Source organism: Modicisalibacter tunisiensis (assembly GCF_020148005.1).
Lineage (GTDB): Bacteria > Pseudomonadota > Gammaproteobacteria > Pseudomonadales > Halomonadaceae > Modicisalibacter > Modicisalibacter tunisiensis.
This window is the reverse complement of sequence record NZ_JAGXFD010000001.1, coordinates 2,262,523-2,278,129: the sequence shown is the minus strand read 5'-3', so window position 1 is coordinate 2,278,129 and position 15,607 is coordinate 2,262,523. Positions and strand designations below refer to the sequence as shown.

Here is a 15,607-nt window from a genome sequence, read left to right as displayed (position 1 = left end):
GAGGGAGCCCCCTCGCCCGGTGGCCCTGGCCGCTCAGTCGCCGGCCACGGTCATGCCATCGACCAGCCAGCTGCCGGTATGCACGCTGCCCCGGGTGTCGATGTCATCGCCCAGCGCCCGCAGATTGGCGAACATGTCGCGCAGGTTGCCGGCGATGGTGAACTCCTCGACCGGGTGACGAATCTCGCCGTCCTCGACCCAGAAGCCCGCCGCGCCACGCGAGTAGTCACCGGTGACCCCGTTGACCCCCTGCCCCATCAGCTCGGTGACCAGCACGCCGGTGCCCAGCTCCTTCAGCAGGGATTCGCGCGAAACGAGCGGCGCCTCGAGACGCACGTTACGCGCGCCACCGGCGTTGCCGGTCGTGGTCATGCCCAGCCGTCGGGCGCTGTAGGCCGAGAGCATGTAGCTGGCGATCTTGCCGCGGTCGACGAAGACATTGTCACGGGTGTAGACCCCGTCGTTGTCGAAGGCGCTGCTGGCCATCGCTCCCGGCTCCCGCGGCCGCTCGACGAGCGAGAGCCACTCGGGAAACAGCGGTTCGCCCAGGCTGTCGCAGAGGAAGGACGCCTGACGGTAGAGGGCCCCGCCGGCGATCGCGCTGAGAAAGTGACCGACCAGACCGCCGGCCATTTCCGGGGCAAACATTACCGGCATCCGCCCGGTACGCGGGCGCTGCGCACCCAGACGGCTCACGGTGCGCTCGGCGGCCCGACGCCCCACCGCCTCCGGCGAGGCCAGACGTGCCGGATCGCGCTCGCTGGTGTAGTCGTAATCGCGCTGCATGCCCTTGTCGTCGCGGGCGATCAGCACGCAGGACAGCGAGTGGCGGCTGCCGCGCTGGCTGCCCAGAAAGCCATGGCTGTTGCCGTAGACGCGCACGCCCTCGCCGCTCGACAGGCTCGCCCCGTCGGACTGGCTGATGCCCGCCACGCCGCGCCCGGCATTCTCGCAGGCCAGCGCCAGCTCGATCGCCTCGTCGGTGCTCAGCCGCCAGGGATGATGCACCCCGAGGTCGGGCAGTTCGCGCGCCATCAGCTCGGCATCGGCCAGCCCCGAGGCCGGATCCTCGCCGGTATAGCGGGCAATCGCCATGGCCTTGTCCACGGCGTCGCGGATCGACGCCTCACTGGCATCCGACGACGAGGCACTGCCCTTGCGCTGCCCCAGATAGACGGTCACGGCAAAGCCCTGATCGCGCGCCAGTTCGACGGATTCCACATCGCCCATGCGCACGTTGATTTCGATGCCCTGATCGACACTCGCGCCGACCTCGCAGGCATCCGCACCGGCGTGGCGCGCCTGCTCCAGCGCCAGCGCCACCCGCGACTCCAGAAGCGCCTGCTGCGCCTCGGCATCAAAGGCCTGAGTCATCCTGATCTCCTTGTTACCGGGGGCTGGTATACTGCTCCAACCCACCCATCATGATGGAAATGGCATGTCTTTCGATTCGTCCGAGTCGCACGACGACTCCCCGCAACGTCCCAGCAAGACCCAGCGCAAGCGCGAGATGCAGGCGCTGCAGGCGCTGGGAGAACAGATCATCGCGCTCCCCGAGGGCCAGCGGGCGCAGCTGCCGCTCTCCGACGACCTGCTGGCCGCCGTCGAGGAAACCGGTCGCATCCGCTCCCACGAGGGGCGCCGACGCCACATGCAGTACGTCGGCAAGCTGATGCGCCGCGAGGACCTCGACGCCATTCGTGCCGTGTTCGATCGCTTCGAACAGGAACGCCAGCGCCACGACCTGGCCTTCCACAAACTCGAGCGCTGGCGCGACCGGCTGATCGACGGCGACCAGGCCGAACTGGAGGCCTTCATCGCCGACTACCCCGACGTCGACCGCCAGACCCTGCGCCAGCTGATCCGCAACGCCCGCAGCGAGCGTGAACGCGGCAAGCCGCCCACCAGCGCCCGCAAGCTGTTCAAGCTGATTCGGGACACGGCGGGAGTGTAAACGCACCCGGCGCTCACGCCGTGCCAACCTCGCGCCATTGCAAGACGACGCCGAGCGGTGCCCGGACAAGGCGGAAATCGACGAGGCCGCGGAGCTTACAGGCCGTAAACGAACAGGCCGAGTCGATTCCCAACGCCGTAGCCGCATGGGCGCCGCGCAGGCACGTCCGGCTCAGGACTGGGTGCCGCCGACGGTCAGCTCGTCAAGCTTGAGTGTCGGTTGCCCCACGCCGACCGGCACACCCTGGCCTTCCTTGCCGCAGACCCCGATACCGGTGTCGAGCGCCATATCGTGGCCGATCATCGATACCCGACCCATCGCCTCGGGGCCATTGCCGATCAGCGTCGCGCCCTTCACCGGCGCGGTGATCCGGCCGTCCTCGATCAGATAGGCCTCACTGGCCGAGAACACGAACTTGCCGGAGGTGATGTCGACCTGACCACCGCCGAAGCTGACCGCGTAGAGCCCGCGCTTGACGCTGCCGATGATCTCCTCGGGGTCCGCCTGGCCGGCCAGCATGTAGGTGTTGGTCATGCGCGGCATGGGCATGTGGGCATAGGACTCGCGGCGTGCGTTGCCGGTGGGCGCCATGCCCATCAGCCGGGCGTTGAGCTTGTCCTGCATGTAGCCGGTGAGGATGCCGTCCTCGATCAGCGGCGTGCAGGCACCCGGGGTGCCCTCGTCGTCGATGGACAGCGAGCCGCGCCGGTCGGCCAGCGTGGCGTCGTCGACCACCGTGACCCCCGGCGCGGCGACCCGCTCGCCGAGGCGCCCGGCGAAAGCGGAGCTGCCCTTGCGGTTGAAGTCGCCCTCGAGACCGTGGCCCACCGCCTCGTGCAGCAGGATGCCCGGCCAGCCGGCACCCAGCACCACCGGCATCTGCCCGGCCGGCGCATCCACTGCCTCGAGATTGACCAGCGCCTGGCGCACGGCATCCTTCGCGTAGCGCTCGGCCACGTTCTCGTCGCGCAGGCGTGACATCGGATAGCGGCCGCCGCCCCCGGCGCTGCCGCGCTCGCGGCGGCCATCGCGCATGGCGATGACGCTGACGTTGAAGCGCACCAGCGGGCGGATATCCGCGGCCAGGGTGCCGTCGCTGGCGCGCACCAGCACCACCTCGTGAACGCCGCTCAGCGAGGCGCTGACCTGGACCACGCTGGGATCCGCGGCCCGTGCCACGCGATCGGCCTGCTTGAGCATGGCGATCTTGTCCTCGGGAGCCAGCCCCGAGAGCGGGTCGACCCCGGCGTAGCGGGCCGGCGCGCCGCCGGCGGCGATCGGTACCGGCGACAGGCGCGCCCCGCTGCGGGCAATCCCCGAGGCCGTGCGCCCGGCCTCGGCCAGCGCCTCGGCAGTGATCTGGTTGGAGAAGGCGAAGCCGGTCTTCTCGCCGGCCAGGGCGCGCACACCGACGCCGCCGTCGATATTGAAACTGGCGTCCTTGACCTCGCCGTCCTCCAGTACCCAGCTTTCCTGCCAGCTGCGCTGGAAGTACAGGTCGGCGTAGTCGATCCCCGGGCCCAGCGCTTCCGCCAGGCCCGGCTCGAGCGCCTGTGCGTCGAGCCCGCCGGGAACCAGCAGGGTCGTCGTGGCCTCATCGAGAGGCGATTGAGAGAGTCGGGTCATTCAGCGTTTTCCACAGTGATTCGCGGCGAGGTCCAGGGCCCCTGCACGCGGTAGTAAATTCGCGTGACCTGATCCAGCCAGCCACCGAAGAGCTTGTCGGCCAGATACAGGGCGCCGCCCACGTAGGGCGCGCCCGCCAGCACGGCGGCCAGCGGCAGGTTCTGGCTGACCGGTACGGTGACGCCCAGCATCAGGTCCAGCCGGCGGGCCATCAGGTCCACGCTGCCATCGAGGCTGAACTGCGTGGAGGCGCCATCGATCTTGACCGGCCCGCGGGTTTCCAGGCGACCATCATACAGTGTGGCATGTCCACGAACGCTGTCGAAAGCCGTGCCCTTGTCGGTCACGTCGGAAAAGTCCAGCCGCAGGCGGCGCAGCAGGTTGTCGATATTGAGCAGGCCGATCAAGCGCGCCGAGGGCGAATCCAGGGTCAGGAAGCTGCCGTCGTCGAGTTCGGCATCGATGTTGCCCCGCGAGCGCGCCAGGGCGAACTGCCAGGGCGCACCCGGCCAGGCCAGCTGCGACTGCACCCGTGTACGCCGCGAGCGCACCGCCACCGGCTGGCCGAGGGCCTGCAGTGCGCTGCCCAGATCGCCGCCCTCGAGCGTCAGCCGCGAACGACTCAGGCTCGCTTCCTTCCCCGAGGCCTCCCATACCAGCTCGCCCTGGCCGGTGATGTCCCCCAGGGTCAGCGACACCGGCGCGATGCGCAGGCGCGACGGCGTGGCCTCCCAGCTGGCCGAGAAGGGACCGAAGCGCTGCCCGCCGCGAATCAGCGTGGCGATCTCGACACGCCCCGCGGGCAGGCGAGCGATCCCGTCGGGCAGCGGCTGCGGCTCGGGCGCGGTGGCGATCTCCCCGCTCAACGTCGCCTGCGGCATGTCGGGCGTCAGGGCGTCCAGGTCGAGCCGCGACAGCTGCACCGACACCGGTGTCACCCGGCGCTGACGATAGCTGGCATGTCCGGCGACCACACTCCCCTGCAGATCCACCGACCAGCCCTGCGCCGGCAGCGGCGTGGCCCGGGCCTGCAGGTCGCCGAGACAGCGCCCGGCCTGGGAAAGACAGGGCGTCTGCAGGGTCAGGCGGCGCAGTGCCGTACTCCCGGAGGCGCCACCGTCACCCCCGGGCCAGCCCCCCAGGCCCGCCAGGGCTTCCTGCCATGCCGTCAGCGGCAGCCGCGGGGTCCGCCAGTCGACCGTCCAGCCCTGGTCGCCCGGCCAGGCCGGCAGCGTGGCAGGCCACTGCTCCAGCCACACCTGCCCCTGGCCCGTCTCCGGCCCCAGCGCCCGCCAGCGCAGGCGCAGGCGATTCTTCAGGGTCGCCTCGACCCGCCGCGGCCCCTGTGCCGCCTCGAAATGCAGCGGCACTTGCGCCGCGGCGGTCTTGCCGAAGGGTGCCGGCAGCCTTATGGCAAGCCCCTGCAGGTCGCTGTCCAGGGAAAGCCGGGGGGATGCGCCGCTCAGGTCGAGCGTCGCCGAATAGGGAAAGTAGCCCTCCAGCAACCCGCTCAGTCCGGCGACTCCCCCCCAGGCCAGCAGCCCGCGCGCCAGGGCACGGCCCTCCAGGGTCACGCCGGCGCCGCCGACATCGAAGGTCGCCAGCAGCGGCCCCTGGAAGGCGCGCGCCCCGAGCTGGCCGGTCAGGGTGTCGGTATCGCCGGCATGCCGGTAGTTCAGCCGGCCGTTGACATTGCCCAGCACCAGCCCGGACTGCGGCAGCCGCAGCGAGGGAGCGTCGACCCGGGCGTCGACATCCACCGTCACCGGCGGATCGCCCTTTCCTTGGGTAGCCAGCCCCACCGCGACACCCAGTTTCCCGGCGACCCGCCCCTCGCCGCGCCAGTCGGCGAAGTCGTCGAGCCCGTCGATCGGCGCCGCCGCCAGAAACTGCAGCAGGCCCTGCACGGGGCCGCTCACCGGTCCGTCGACGCGCAGGCGCTTGTCGACCATCGAGACCGTCGCCCCCTCGCTGACCAGCCCCAGCGTCTCGGCATGGTCGACCCGCGCCTTGAGGGTATCGTCGACCATGTGCAGGTGCCCGCTGACCGCTTCCAGGGCCGGCCACTTCGGATCATAGGGCAATCGCCCCTGCTCGATGTCGAGGTCCAGCGTCAGGCGCGTGCGTGTCCCCAGGTCGTCGCCGCCTCCGTCATTGCCGTCATCGGCCATCGCCTCCTTGTCGAGGCGCTGCTCGACATGCAGGTTGCCGCGCGGCACCCGTCCGCGAATGCCGCCGGTCAGGAAGTCGCGCAGGTCGGCATCGAACAGCTTCAGCGGCAGCCACTCGCCCAGCGGCGTTTCCACGGCGTCGACGTCGCGCATCGCCAGATCCAGCGTGAACTGACCCGGCCGACGATCGGCGTTGTTGCCCGGGAGGCGCAGCGAGAAGCCGCCATCCACCGGGGCATCGCGCCAGCGCACCTGGAGATTCCTGCCGGTGATCAGTGGCTGGCGCTCGGCCAGCGACCAGTCGACCCGCCCGCCGGCGGCATCCAGCACCAGCGGATCGGGAAAGATCTCGGGAAAGTGGAGCGTCATTCCCTTGCCGCCCGAGAAGTCGACATGCCCCTGCTTGCCGTCGGCCACTACCCAGGCGTCCACCGGGCCGCCCCCCGGCACGTTCTGCCAGGGATCCACCGCCGCCCCCTGCAATGCCGCCTTCACTTGCCAGGCGCCGGCCTGCCGGCCGACCTGCAGTCCCTGCACCCGGCCCCGGGGCTGCAACGCGTCCAGCGTCCGCCGGGCGGCTTCCGGCAGCGGCAGCCGACCGCCCAGCGCCGCCAGTGCCTCCAGCGAGAACGGCGTGCTGCGCAACCACCAGCCCTGGTCATTCCCGCGCAGCGCCAGGCGTGACGGCAGAACGGTCGCCGCCTGGTCGGCGTCACGCAGCGACAGGGCATTCACCCAGGCCTGCCAGCCGTCGCCCGAGGGCGCACGGCGCCACTGGGCACGAGCGCCGATATCCTCGAGCACCACCGGGCCATCGTCGCTGTCCAGGCTGAGCGAGGGGACCGAGACCTGCAGGCGGGCATCCGCGACGCGCGCCTTCTGCCAGCGCGCCCAGAGCGAGGCCTGCCCGGAGACGCGATCCAGGCGCACGGCGTTGCCATGGGAGAGCAGCTGCCCCAGGCGGTCGAGACTGCCCAGATCCATGCGCGCCTGGAGGGCGGCATCGAAGTCCTCGAGGCCGTCGTCGCCGGGCTGGACCTCCATCACCACCGACAGCGAGCGCGTCTTCTGCCCTTCCACGAACCACTGGCCCTCGACATGCACGCGCCGATCCTGCCCGGCCACCAGCAGGCGTGGCGCCGTCAGGGTCAGCTCGCCGTCGCGGCCGTGGAGCACCACCCGCACGTCCTCGACGCTCAGGCGCTGGCGCAGCAGCAGGCCCAGCCACTGGTCGAGCCCCCCGGCCGCAAGATCCCCCGACGCGGCGCCGCCACTCGCGACACCCGGCCAGCGCCAGTCACCCGCGTCGTCCTGATAGAGATGCACGGTGACCGCGCCCAGCCGGGCGCGGGCGAAGACCGGCTGCCAGTGCAGCAGGCTGGACAGGGTATCGAGACGCAAGGCGGCGTTGCCGACCTCCAGCAGGGGACGCGCCTCGCCATTCGGCCCGTCCCGGCTGACGATCCGCAGCCCCCGGGCCGTCACGCCGGGATCCAGGCGCTGCAGCCGCCCCTGCAGGCCCTCCACCGTCAGCGTGGCGTCGAGCGACTGCTCCACGGCGGCGGCCAGGCGCTGCCCGTCGAGCCGGCCCAGCATCCAGCGGGCCCCGCTCACCACCAGCGCGGCAACGACCAGCGCCACGGCCAGCGCGGTCAGGGCCCATCGCAGCGTCACGCGACTCGAACTCATGGGCTCACATCAGCACGATGTCGTACTGCTCCTGGGAGTAATGGCCCTCGACCTGAAAGCGAATCGTCTTGCCGATGAAGATCTCCAGGTCGGCGACCGCCGCCGACTCCTCGTCGAGCAGCCGGTCCACCACGGCCTGGGAGGCCAGCACCATGTAGGTCTCGGGGCTGTAGGCGCGCTCCTCGCGCAGGATCTCGCGGAAGATCTCGTAGCACACCGTTTCCGGCGTCTTCAGCGTGCCGCGCCCCTGGCAGGTCGGGCACGGCTCGCAAAGCGTCTGTTCGAGGCTCTCGCGGGTACGCTTGCGGGTCAGCTGGACCAGCCCCAGCTCGGTCACCCCGGTCAGCTTGTTCTTGGCATGGTCGCGCTCCAGCGACTTCTCGAGCACGCGCAGCACCTGGCGCTGGTGCTCGCTGTCCTCCATGTCGATGAAGTCGATGATGATGATGCCGCCGAGATTGCGCAGACGCAGCTGGCGGGCGATGGTGGTCGCCGCCTCGAGGTTGGTCTTGAAGATGGTCTCCTCGAGGTTGCGATGCCCCACGTAGCCGCCGGTATTGACGTCGATGGTGGTCATCGCCTCGGTCTGGTCGATCACCAGATAGCCGCCGGACTTGAGCTGGACCTTGCGCCCCAGTGCCTTCTGGATCTCGTCCTCGACGCTGAACAGGTCGAAGATCGGCCGTTCGCCGGGATAGTACTCGATGCGCTCGACCATGCCCGGCATGAACTCCTCGGCGAACTCCACCAGGCGGTGGTAGTTCTCGCGGGAATCGATGCGCACCTTCTCGATGTCGTCGCGCATCACGTCACGCAGGGTGCGGATGAACAGCGGCAGGTCGTCGTAGATGCAGCTGGGCGCGAGCGCGCTGCCCTTGCGCTGCTCGACCTTGCGCCACAGGCGCAGCAGGAACTGCATGTCGGTAATCAGCTCCTCCTCGCCCACGCCCTCGGCGGCGGTGCGAATGATGAAGCCGCCGCACACCGGCGTGTCGATGCCCGCCAGGCAGGTATCGACCAGGCCGCGCAGGCGTTCGCGCTCGCTGTCGTCCTCGATGCGCTGCGAGACCCCGGTATGCGGCGAGTCGGGCATGTAGACCAGATAGCGCGAGGGCACCGACAGGTGCGTGGTCAGCCGCGCCCCCTTCGAGCCGATCGGGTCCTTGGTGACCTGCACCACCAGCGGCTGGCCCTGATGCAGCAGCTGGCTGATCGAGACCTGCTCGTCGGCCGGCGTGTTGGGCGGCATCACCTCGTTGGCATGGATGAAGGCCGCCCGCTCCAGGCCGATGTCGATGAAGGCCGCCTGCATGCCCGGCAGCACCCGCGCCACCTTGCCCTTGTAGATGTTGCCGACGATGCCCCGGCGCCGACTGCGCTCGATGAAGGCTTCCTGCAGGACCCCGTTCTCCACCACCGCCACGCGGGTCTCCATCGGGGTCAGATTGATCAGTACCTCACCGCTCATGCGCCGGTCCTTGTGCTGAAAACTTCCTGAACGATTATGACACAGCCTCGCCCGCCGCCGGCCACAGCGCAATCCCCTGGCGGCGCAGCAGCTCGGCGGTCTCGAACAGCGGCAGGCCGACCACCGCCGAGTGGCTGCCCTCGATGCGCTCGACGAACACCGCCGCCCGCCCCTGGATGGCGTAGCCGCCGGCCTTGTCGGCCGGCTCGCCGGTCGCCCAGTAGGCGTCGATCTCGCCGGCCGCGACAGCGCGCATGACCACCCGCGTCGTCACGCAGGTCTCGAGCAGCCCCGCCGGGCCGACCACCGCCACCGCGGTCAGCACCGCATGAGCACGCCCGGACAGGGCCGAGAGCATCTCGGCGGCGTGTGCGCGATCACGCGGCTTGCCGAGAATCCGCCCGTCCTGCACTACGGCGGTATCCGAGCCGAGCGTCGGCAGTGCACTGCCCCGCGCCCCGGTCTCGGCCTTCTCGCGCGCCAGGCGCCGTACATAGGCTTCGGCCGACTCGTCGGGCCGCGGGGTTTCGTCGATATCGACGGGAGCGACCTCGACGGCGATGCCGATCGAGGCCAGCAGGTCACGGCGGCGGGGCGAGGCCGACGCCAGACGCAGAACCGGGGACATGGCGCCCTCCTGATTTTGATTCCAGTCGGTGAACATGGCGACGCGCGCGCCGCATCCGGGGGTCAGCTCACGCCGAGACGGCGGCGCAGCATCTGCAGCAGGGTGAACAGCCACGGCCAGAGGACGGCGCCGATCAGCGCCGGCAGCAGGAAGGCCAGGTTGATGGCGAAGGGCCCGAAGATGGTGCGCAGCCACTGCTCGACCAGCTGGGCAATGCCCAGCAGCACGAATACCAGCACCGCCTGCTGGATCAGCGCATAGGCGCGCATGCGCGAATAGAGCAGCAGCGACAGATAGGCCAGCAGCGACAGCACCAGCGCATTCTGTCCGAGCGGGGCGCCCTCGACCAGATCGATCAGCAGGCCCAGCACGAACCCATGGAAGACGCCGACCCGCCGGGGAGCCACCAGGCACCAGTAGATCAGCATCAGGCCCAGCCAGTCGGGCCGCCAGATCAGCCAGGCATCGGGCAGCGGCATGGCCTGCAGGCACAGGGCCAGGCCCAGGGTCACCCAGGTCATCAGCAGGCTGCGCAGCGAGCCGATCATGGCGCCTCCTCGACGGCCCCAGCGGCCACGCTCAGGGCGGCCTGTCGGGCCACGTCGCTGATCCCGGCCGCGGGCGTGCGCCGGGGCGGAAAGAGCATCAGGAAGTGCCGCGAGCGTTCGGGCTGGGCCACCGGCTCGGCCTCGACCCGGGCGAAGGGGGCGCCGGGATCGTGCACCACCAGGGTCACGCGGGCCACCGGATAGCCTTCGGGAAAGCGACCGCCCAGCCCGGAGGTCACCAGCAGATCGCCCTCGCGGATATCCGCCGTGTCCGGCACATGGAGCACATCCAGGGTGTCGTAGCTGCCGGTTCCCTGGACGATGAAGCGCAGCCCGTTGCGCGTCACGCGCACCGGCACCGCATGACTGGCGTCGGCCACCATCAGCACCCGGCTGGTGTAGGCGGACACGGCGATCACCTGGCCGATCAGCCCCGAGGCATCGGTCACCGGCTGCCCGACGTAGACGCCGTCGGTGCGCCCACGATCGAGCACCATCTGATGGGTGAAGGGGTCGGAGTCCAGCGACAGCAGCTCGGCGGTGATATAGGGAACCCGGCGGTGCCGGGCGGCGTTGAGCAGCTCACGCAGCCGGGCATTCTCGGCGGACAGGCTGGCCATGCGCTGCACACGATGGGAGAGGGTGAGAAGCTGCCGACGCAGCCGACGATTCTCGTCGATCAGATCGCGTTGATCGGAAACCGCCAGCGCCCCCCAGGAGAGCGCCTCGCTGGGCAGGCTGGCCAGCCACTGCACCGGCGTGACCACGGTGGACAGATGTGCCCGCAGCTCCGCCACGCGCGGCAGGCGATGCTCGGCGAACATCAGCGCGAAGGCGATGAAGGCGCACAGCAGCATGCGATAGCCGGGGGCGGAACCCTGCGAGAACAGCGGTTTGATAGCACGACTCCCCTACGAGCTGGCCAATGACCGGAACACGATCGACCCGGGACGGCACGCCGTGCGTGCCGCCGGACTCACTCGCTGGACAGCAGTTCGAAGGTGTGCTGATCGATCATTTCCAGCGCCTTGCCGCCGCCCCGGGCCACGCAGGTCAGCGGGTCCTCGGCGACGATCACCGGCAGGCCGGTTTCCTCGGCGATCAGCTTGTCGATGTCGCGCAGCAGCGCGCCGCCGCCGGTCAGCACCAGGCCGCGCTCGGCGATGTCGGCGGCCAGCTCGGGGGGCGACTGCTCCAGCGCGCTCTTGACCGCGGTGACGATGGACGACAGCGGATCCTGCAGGGCATCGAGAATCTCGTGGGAATTGAGGGTGAAGCTGCGCGGAATGCCCTCGGCCAGGTTGCGGCCGCGCACGTCGATCTCGCGCAGCTCGCCGCCCGGATAGGCACAGCCGATCTCCTCCTTGATGCGCTCCGCCGTGGCCTCGCCGATCAGGCTACCGTAGTGACGGCGCACATAGGCGGTGATCGCCTCGTCGAAACGATCGCCGCCGACCCGGATCGACTCGGAGTAGACCACGCCGTTGAGAGAGATGATGGCGATCTCGGAGGTGCCGCCGCCGACGTCGACGACCATCGAGCCCTGGGCCTCCTCGACCGGCAGCCCGGCGCCGATCGCCGCCGCCATGGGCTCCTCGATCAGGAACACCTCGCGGGCCCCTGCCCCCTCGGCGGATTCCTTGATGGCGCGGCGCTCGACCTGGGTCGACATGCAGGGCACGCAGACCAGCACACGCGGGCTCGGCGTCAGGAAGGTGCTCTGGTGGACCTTGCGGATGAAGTGCTGAAGCATCTGCTCGGTGACGGTGAAGTCGGCGATCACGCCGTCCTTCATCGGGCGGATCGCCGTGATGTTGCCCGGGGTACGGCCCAGCATGCGCTTGGCATCGACGCCCACGGCAGCGACGCTGCGCATGTTGCCCGACTGGCGAATCGCCACCACCGAGGGCTCATCGAGGACGATGCCGCGGCCGCGAACATAAATCAGCGTATTGGCGGTCCCCAGGTCGATCGACAGATCGCTGGAGAACAGCCCCCTCAAACGTTTAAACATGGAAGTCTTTCACCTAGTCCAGACCGGAACCCTGTGCGGACGCAAACGGTATCATCGCGGGGGCAGAGCGGCAAGCGAGATGCCCGGGTCCCGGAGTTGTGGTACCGTTTCGCCTATTTTCCGAACCGGACTGAATCCGGGATCGCATCATCGGTCGTCGTCTGGCTTGGCGACGATCGATCCGCATTGGCATCGCATCATAGTTGAAGGAAGCCGACGTTATGGCGCTTGAACCCGAAGATGTACGGCGAGCCGCCCACCTCGCCCGCCTGGGTCTGGACGACCGGGAAGCCGCGCGCTACGTGGATGACCTGAGCCGCATTCTGGAGATGGTCGACCGCCTGCAGGCCGTCGATACCGAGGGCGTGGCCCCGCTGGCCCACCCGCTGGATGCCACCCAGCGCCTGCGTGCCGACGAGGTCACCGAGTCCGACCAGCGCGAGCGCTTCCAGCGCTGTGCGCCGGCCGTCGAGAATGGCCTCTACCTGGTCCCCCGCGTCGTCGAGTGACGCCCCTCCCCGTTCGCCGGACATGCTTTCCACGGAGCCCGACGCCCCATGCATGACAAGACCCTGACCGAGCTGGCCGCGGCCCTGGCCGCCGGCGAGTTCTCCAGCCGCGAGCTGACCGAGTCGCTGCTCGCGCGCATCGACCGCCTCGATGGCGAGCTCAACAGCTTTATCACCGTAACGGCAGACGCCGCCCTCGAGGCTGCAGACCGCGCCGACCGGGCACGCGCCGCCGGCAAGGCCGGGCCGCTGACCGGCCTGCCGCTGGCACTCAAGGACATCTTCTGTACCCAGGGCGTGCGCACCAGCTGCGGCTCGAGGATGCTCGACAACTTCGTCTCGCCCTATGACGCCACCGTGGTCGAGAAGCTCGCCGCCGCCGGCACCGTCAGCCTCGGCAAGACCAACATGGACGAGTTCGCCATGGGCTCGTCCAACGAGAACAGTCACTACGGCCCGGTGAAGAATCCCTGGGACCTCGCCGCGGTGCCGGGCGGCAGCTCCGGCGGCAGCGCCGCGGCGGTGGCCGCCGGCCTGGTGCCGGCGGCGCTGGGCACCGACACCGGCGGCTCGATCCGCCAGCCCGCCGCCTTCTGCGGCATCACCGGCCTGAAGCCCACCTACGGCCGCGTCTCGCGCTACGGCATGGTGGCCTACGCCTCGAGCCTCGACCAGGGGGGCCCCATGGCCCGCACCGCCGAGGACTGCGCGCTGCTGCTCGGCGCCATCGCCGGCCACGACCTGCGCGACTCGACCAGCGTGGCCCGCGGCGTCCCCGACTACCGCGAGGAGCTCGAGGCCTCGCTGTCAGGGCTGAAGATCGGCCTGCCCCGGGAATACTTCGGCGACGGCCTCGCCCCCGAGGTCGAGGCCGCGGTGCGCGAGGCGATCGCCGTCTACGAATCGCTGGGCGCCAGCGTGCGCGAGGTCAGCCTGCCGCATACCGAGCTGGCGATCCCGGCCTACTACGTCATCGCCCCCGCGGAAGCCTCCTCGAACCTGTCGCGCTACGACGGCGTGCGCTTCGGCCACCGCTGCGAGAACCCGACCGATCTCGTCGATCTCTACAAGCGCAGCCGCGCGGAAGGCTTCGGCGAGGAGGTCAAGCGGCGCATCCTGATCGGCACCCACACCCTTTCCGAGGGCTTCTTCGACGCCTACTACAAGAAGGCCCAGCAGGTCCGCCGGCTGATCCGTCAGGACTTCCTCGACGCCTTCGAGGACGTCGACGTGCTGATGGGCCCGGCCTCGCCCACGCCCGCCTTCGACCTCGGCGCCAAGAAGGATCCGGTGTCGATGTACCTGCAGGACATCTACACCATCGCCATCAACCTGGCCGGCATCCCGGGCCTCAGCGTTCCCGCCGGCTTCGTGGACGGCCGCCCCGTGGGCCTGCAGATCCTCGGCCCGCACTTCGCCGAATCGCGGTTGCTCAACGTCGCCCACCGCTTCCAGCAAGCCACCGACTGGCACCGCCGCCAGCCCGCCTTCGGTAAGGAGAACGCCTGATGCAATGGGAAGCCGTGATCGGCCTGGAAGTCCATGTCCAGCTCGCCACCCAGTCGAAGATCTTCTCCGGGGCCTCGACCGCCTTCGGCGCCGAGCCCAATACCCAGGCCTGCGCCGTCGACCTGGGCCTGCCCGGCGTGCTGCCGGTGCTCAACGAGGGCGCCGTGGCGATGGCCGTCAGGTTCGGCCTGGGCATCAACGCCGAGATTCCCGAGACCTCGGTGTTCGATCGCAAGAACTACTTCTATCCCGACCTGCCCAAGGGCTACCAGACCAGCCAGATGTACCAGCCGATCGTCGGCCCCGGCGAGGTCGAGATCACCCTGGACGATGGCAGCACCAAGCGCATCCGCGTGCACCACGCCCACCTCGAGGAGGACGCCGGCAAGTCGCTGCACGAGGACTTCCACGGCATGACCGGCATCGACCTCAACCGCGCCGGCACGCCGCTGCTGGAGATCGTCTCCGAGCCGGATCTGCGCTCCGCCAGGGAGGCCGCCGCCTACCTCAAGGCGATCCACGCCATCGTCACCTACCTGGGCATCTCGGACGGCAACATGGCCGAGGGCTCGATGCGCTGTGACGTCAACGTCTCGGTGCGCCCCAAGGGCCAGGAGACGCTGGGCACCCGCGCCGAGATCAAGAACGTCAACTCCTTCCGTTTCGTCGAGAAGGCCATCGCCTTCGAGATCGAGCGTCAGGTCGAGCTGATCGAGGACGGCGGCACGGTGGTCCAGGAGACCCGTCTCTATGACCCCGAGGCCGACGAGACGCGCAGCATGCGTACCAAGGAGGAGGCCAACGACTACCGTTACTTCCCCTGCCCCGACCTACTGCCGGTGGTGCTCGACCAGGCCTACGTCGACCACCTGCGCGAGACGCTGCCGGAGCTGCCCGCCGACAAGCGCGCGCGCTTTCAGGACGAACTGGGCCTGTCGGCCTACGATGCCAGCGTGCTGGCCTCGAGCCGTGCCATGGCCGAGTACTTCGAGACGGTCAGGGACGTCTGCGGCGACGCCAAGCTGGCTGCCAACTGGGTCCAGGTCGAGCTCGCCGGGCGCCTCAACAAGGAAGGCCTGGACATCGCCGACAGCCCGGTCACGGCCGAACAGCTCGGCGGCCTGGTCGCCCGCGTCAAGGACGAGACCATCAACGGCAAGGCGGCCAAGCAGGTCTTCGCCGCACTGTGGGACGGCGAGGGCGACAGCGCGGACGCCATCATCGAGGCCCGCGGTCTCAAGCAGGTCACCGACACCGGCGCCATCGAGGCAATGATCGACCAGGTCATCGCCGACAGCCCGGTGCAGGTCGCCCAGTACCGCGAGGCCGCCCCCGAGAAGCGCGGCAAGATGATCGGCTACTTCGTCGGCCAGGTCATGAAGGCCTCGCGAGGCACCGCCAACCCGCAGCAGGTCAACGCCCTGCTCAAGGACAAGCTCGACAACGCCTGACGACGCCCGGCCGGCGGGCTCGCCCGCCGGCCGGCCTGGC

General features: G+C 69.7%; 12 protein-coding genes. 4 read left to right on the top strand and 8 right to left on the bottom strand.

Features of this window, described 5'->3' with window-relative positions; all coding sequences use genetic code 11:
• Positions 1–33 precede the first annotated feature (33 nt).
• Positions 34–1,374 carry a metalloprotease PmbA gene (gene pmbA, locus KGQ91_RS10575; protein ID WP_224415175.1) on the bottom strand — a complete coding sequence of 447 codons (1,341 nt, stop codon included), beginning with the start codon at positions 1,372–1,374 and terminating at the stop codon, positions 34–36.
• A gap of 64 nt (positions 1,375–1,438) precedes the next feature.
• On the opposite strand from pmbA, the gene yjgA reads away from it, so the two are divergent.
• Positions 1,439–1,954 carry a ribosome biogenesis factor YjgA gene (yjgA, locus tag KGQ91_RS10570; RefSeq protein ID WP_224415176.1) on the top strand — a complete coding sequence of 172 codons (516 nt, stop codon included), beginning with the start codon at positions 1,439–1,441 and terminating at the stop codon, positions 1,952–1,954.
• Positions 1,955–2,125: 171 nt separating this feature from the next.
• Here yjgA and tldD read toward each other — a convergent pair whose 3' ends face one another.
• The 7 genes from tldD to KGQ91_RS10535 all read right to left on the bottom strand — a co-directional run bounded on the left by tldD (position 2,126) and on the right by KGQ91_RS10535 (position 12,098).
• Positions 2,126–3,580 carry a metalloprotease TldD gene (gene tldD / locus KGQ91_RS10565; RefSeq protein ID WP_224415177.1) on the bottom strand — a complete coding sequence of 485 codons (1,455 nt, stop codon included), beginning with the start codon at positions 3,578–3,580 and terminating at the stop codon, positions 2,126–2,128.
• Positions 3,577–7,425 carry a YhdP family protein gene (locus KGQ91_RS10560; protein WP_224415178.1) on the bottom strand — a complete coding sequence of 1,283 codons (3,849 nt, stop codon included), beginning with the start codon at positions 7,423–7,425 and terminating at the stop codon, positions 3,577–3,579. Before KGQ91_RS10560 ends, tldD begins: the two co-directional genes overlap by 4 nt.
• A 19-nt stretch (positions 7,426–7,444) precedes the next feature.
• Positions 7,445–8,908 (bottom strand): ribonuclease G, encoded by a 1,464-nt coding sequence (gene rng, locus KGQ91_RS10555; RefSeq protein WP_163649894.1) that lies wholly within the window; start codon positions 8,906–8,908, stop codon positions 7,445–7,447.
• A 34-nt stretch (positions 8,909–8,942) separates the two neighbouring features.
• Positions 8,943–9,536, bottom strand: a complete 594-nt coding sequence (locus tag KGQ91_RS10550) for a Maf family protein (protein ID WP_224415179.1) — start codon at positions 9,534–9,536, stop codon at positions 8,943–8,945.
• A 62-nt stretch (positions 9,537–9,598) separates the two neighbouring features.
• Positions 9,599–10,084, bottom strand: a complete 486-nt coding sequence (mreD, locus tag KGQ91_RS10545; RefSeq protein WP_224415180.1) for a rod shape-determining protein MreD — start codon at positions 10,082–10,084, stop codon at positions 9,599–9,601.
• Positions 10,081–10,983 (bottom strand): rod shape-determining protein MreC, encoded by a 903-nt coding sequence (gene mreC, locus KGQ91_RS10540; RefSeq protein WP_224416790.1) that lies wholly within the window; start codon positions 10,981–10,983, stop codon positions 10,081–10,083. Before mreC ends, mreD begins: the two co-directional genes overlap by 4 nt.
• A 77-nt stretch (positions 10,984–11,060) precedes the next feature.
• The gene (locus KGQ91_RS10535; protein ID WP_163649898.1) at positions 11,061–12,098 is read right to left on the bottom strand and encodes a rod shape-determining protein; all 1,038 of its coding nucleotides are present in this window, start codon (positions 12,096–12,098) and stop codon (positions 11,061–11,063) included.
• A 221-nt stretch (positions 12,099–12,319) separates the two neighbouring features.
• Between KGQ91_RS10535 and gatC the strand changes: the two genes are divergently transcribed.
• Genes gatC through gatB form a run of 3 tightly spaced genes read left to right on the top strand, consistent with a single transcriptional unit; the run spans position 12,320 to position 15,567 of the window.
• On the top strand, positions 12,320–12,607 hold the full coding sequence (gatC, locus tag KGQ91_RS10530; RefSeq protein WP_163649899.1) for an Asp-tRNA(Asn)/Glu-tRNA(Gln) amidotransferase subunit GatC: 288 nt from the start codon (positions 12,320–12,322) through the stop codon (positions 12,605–12,607).
• A gap of 48 nt (positions 12,608–12,655) precedes the next feature.
• Positions 12,656–14,116, top strand: coding sequence for an Asp-tRNA(Asn)/Glu-tRNA(Gln) amidotransferase subunit GatA (gene gatA / locus KGQ91_RS10525; RefSeq protein ID WP_163649900.1), 1,461 nt, complete (start codon positions 12,656–12,658; stop codon positions 14,114–14,116).
• On the top strand, positions 14,116–15,567 hold the full coding sequence (gene gatB, locus KGQ91_RS10520; RefSeq protein ID WP_224420964.1) for an Asp-tRNA(Asn)/Glu-tRNA(Gln) amidotransferase subunit GatB: 1,452 nt from the start codon (positions 14,116–14,118) through the stop codon (positions 15,565–15,567). The genes gatA and gatB overlap by 1 nt, the downstream gene beginning before the upstream one ends.
• Positions 15,568–15,607: the final 40 nt, after the last annotated feature.

Bases quoted from the DNA above. Each gene is read 5' to 3' on its own strand.
- mreD (WP_224415180.1), bottom strand. From the start codon at position 10,084: ATGATCGGCTCGCTGCGCAGCCTGCTGATGACCTGGGTGACCCTGGGC.
- KGQ91_RS10535 (WP_163649898.1), bottom strand. From the start codon at position 12,098: ATGTTTAAACGTTTGAGGGGGCTGTTCTCCAGCGATCTGTCGATCGAC.
- yjgA (WP_224415176.1), top strand. From the start codon at position 1,439: ATGTCTTTCGATTCGTCCGAGTCGCACGACGACTCCCCGCAACGTCCC.
- tldD (WP_224415177.1), bottom strand. From the start codon at position 3,580: ATGACCCGACTCTCTCAATCGCCTCTCGATGAGGCCACGACGACCCTG.
- gatA (WP_163649900.1), top strand. From the start codon at position 12,656: ATGCATGACAAGACCCTGACCGAGCTGGCCGCGGCCCTGGCCGCCGGC.
- pmbA (WP_224415175.1), bottom strand. From the start codon at position 1,374: ATGACTCAGGCCTTTGATGCCGAGGCGCAGCAGGCGCTTCTGGAGTCG.
- rng (WP_163649894.1), bottom strand. From the start codon at position 8,908: ATGAGCGGTGAGGTACTGATCAATCTGACCCCGATGGAGACCCGCGTG.
- KGQ91_RS10550 (WP_224415179.1), bottom strand. From the start codon at position 9,536: ATGTCCCCGGTTCTGCGTCTGGCGTCGGCCTCGCCCCGCCGCCGTGAC.
- gatB (WP_224420964.1), top strand. From the start codon at position 14,116: ATGCAATGGGAAGCCGTGATCGGCCTGGAAGTCCATGTCCAGCTCGCC.
- gatC (WP_163649899.1), top strand. From the start codon at position 12,320: ATGGCGCTTGAACCCGAAGATGTACGGCGAGCCGCCCACCTCGCCCGC.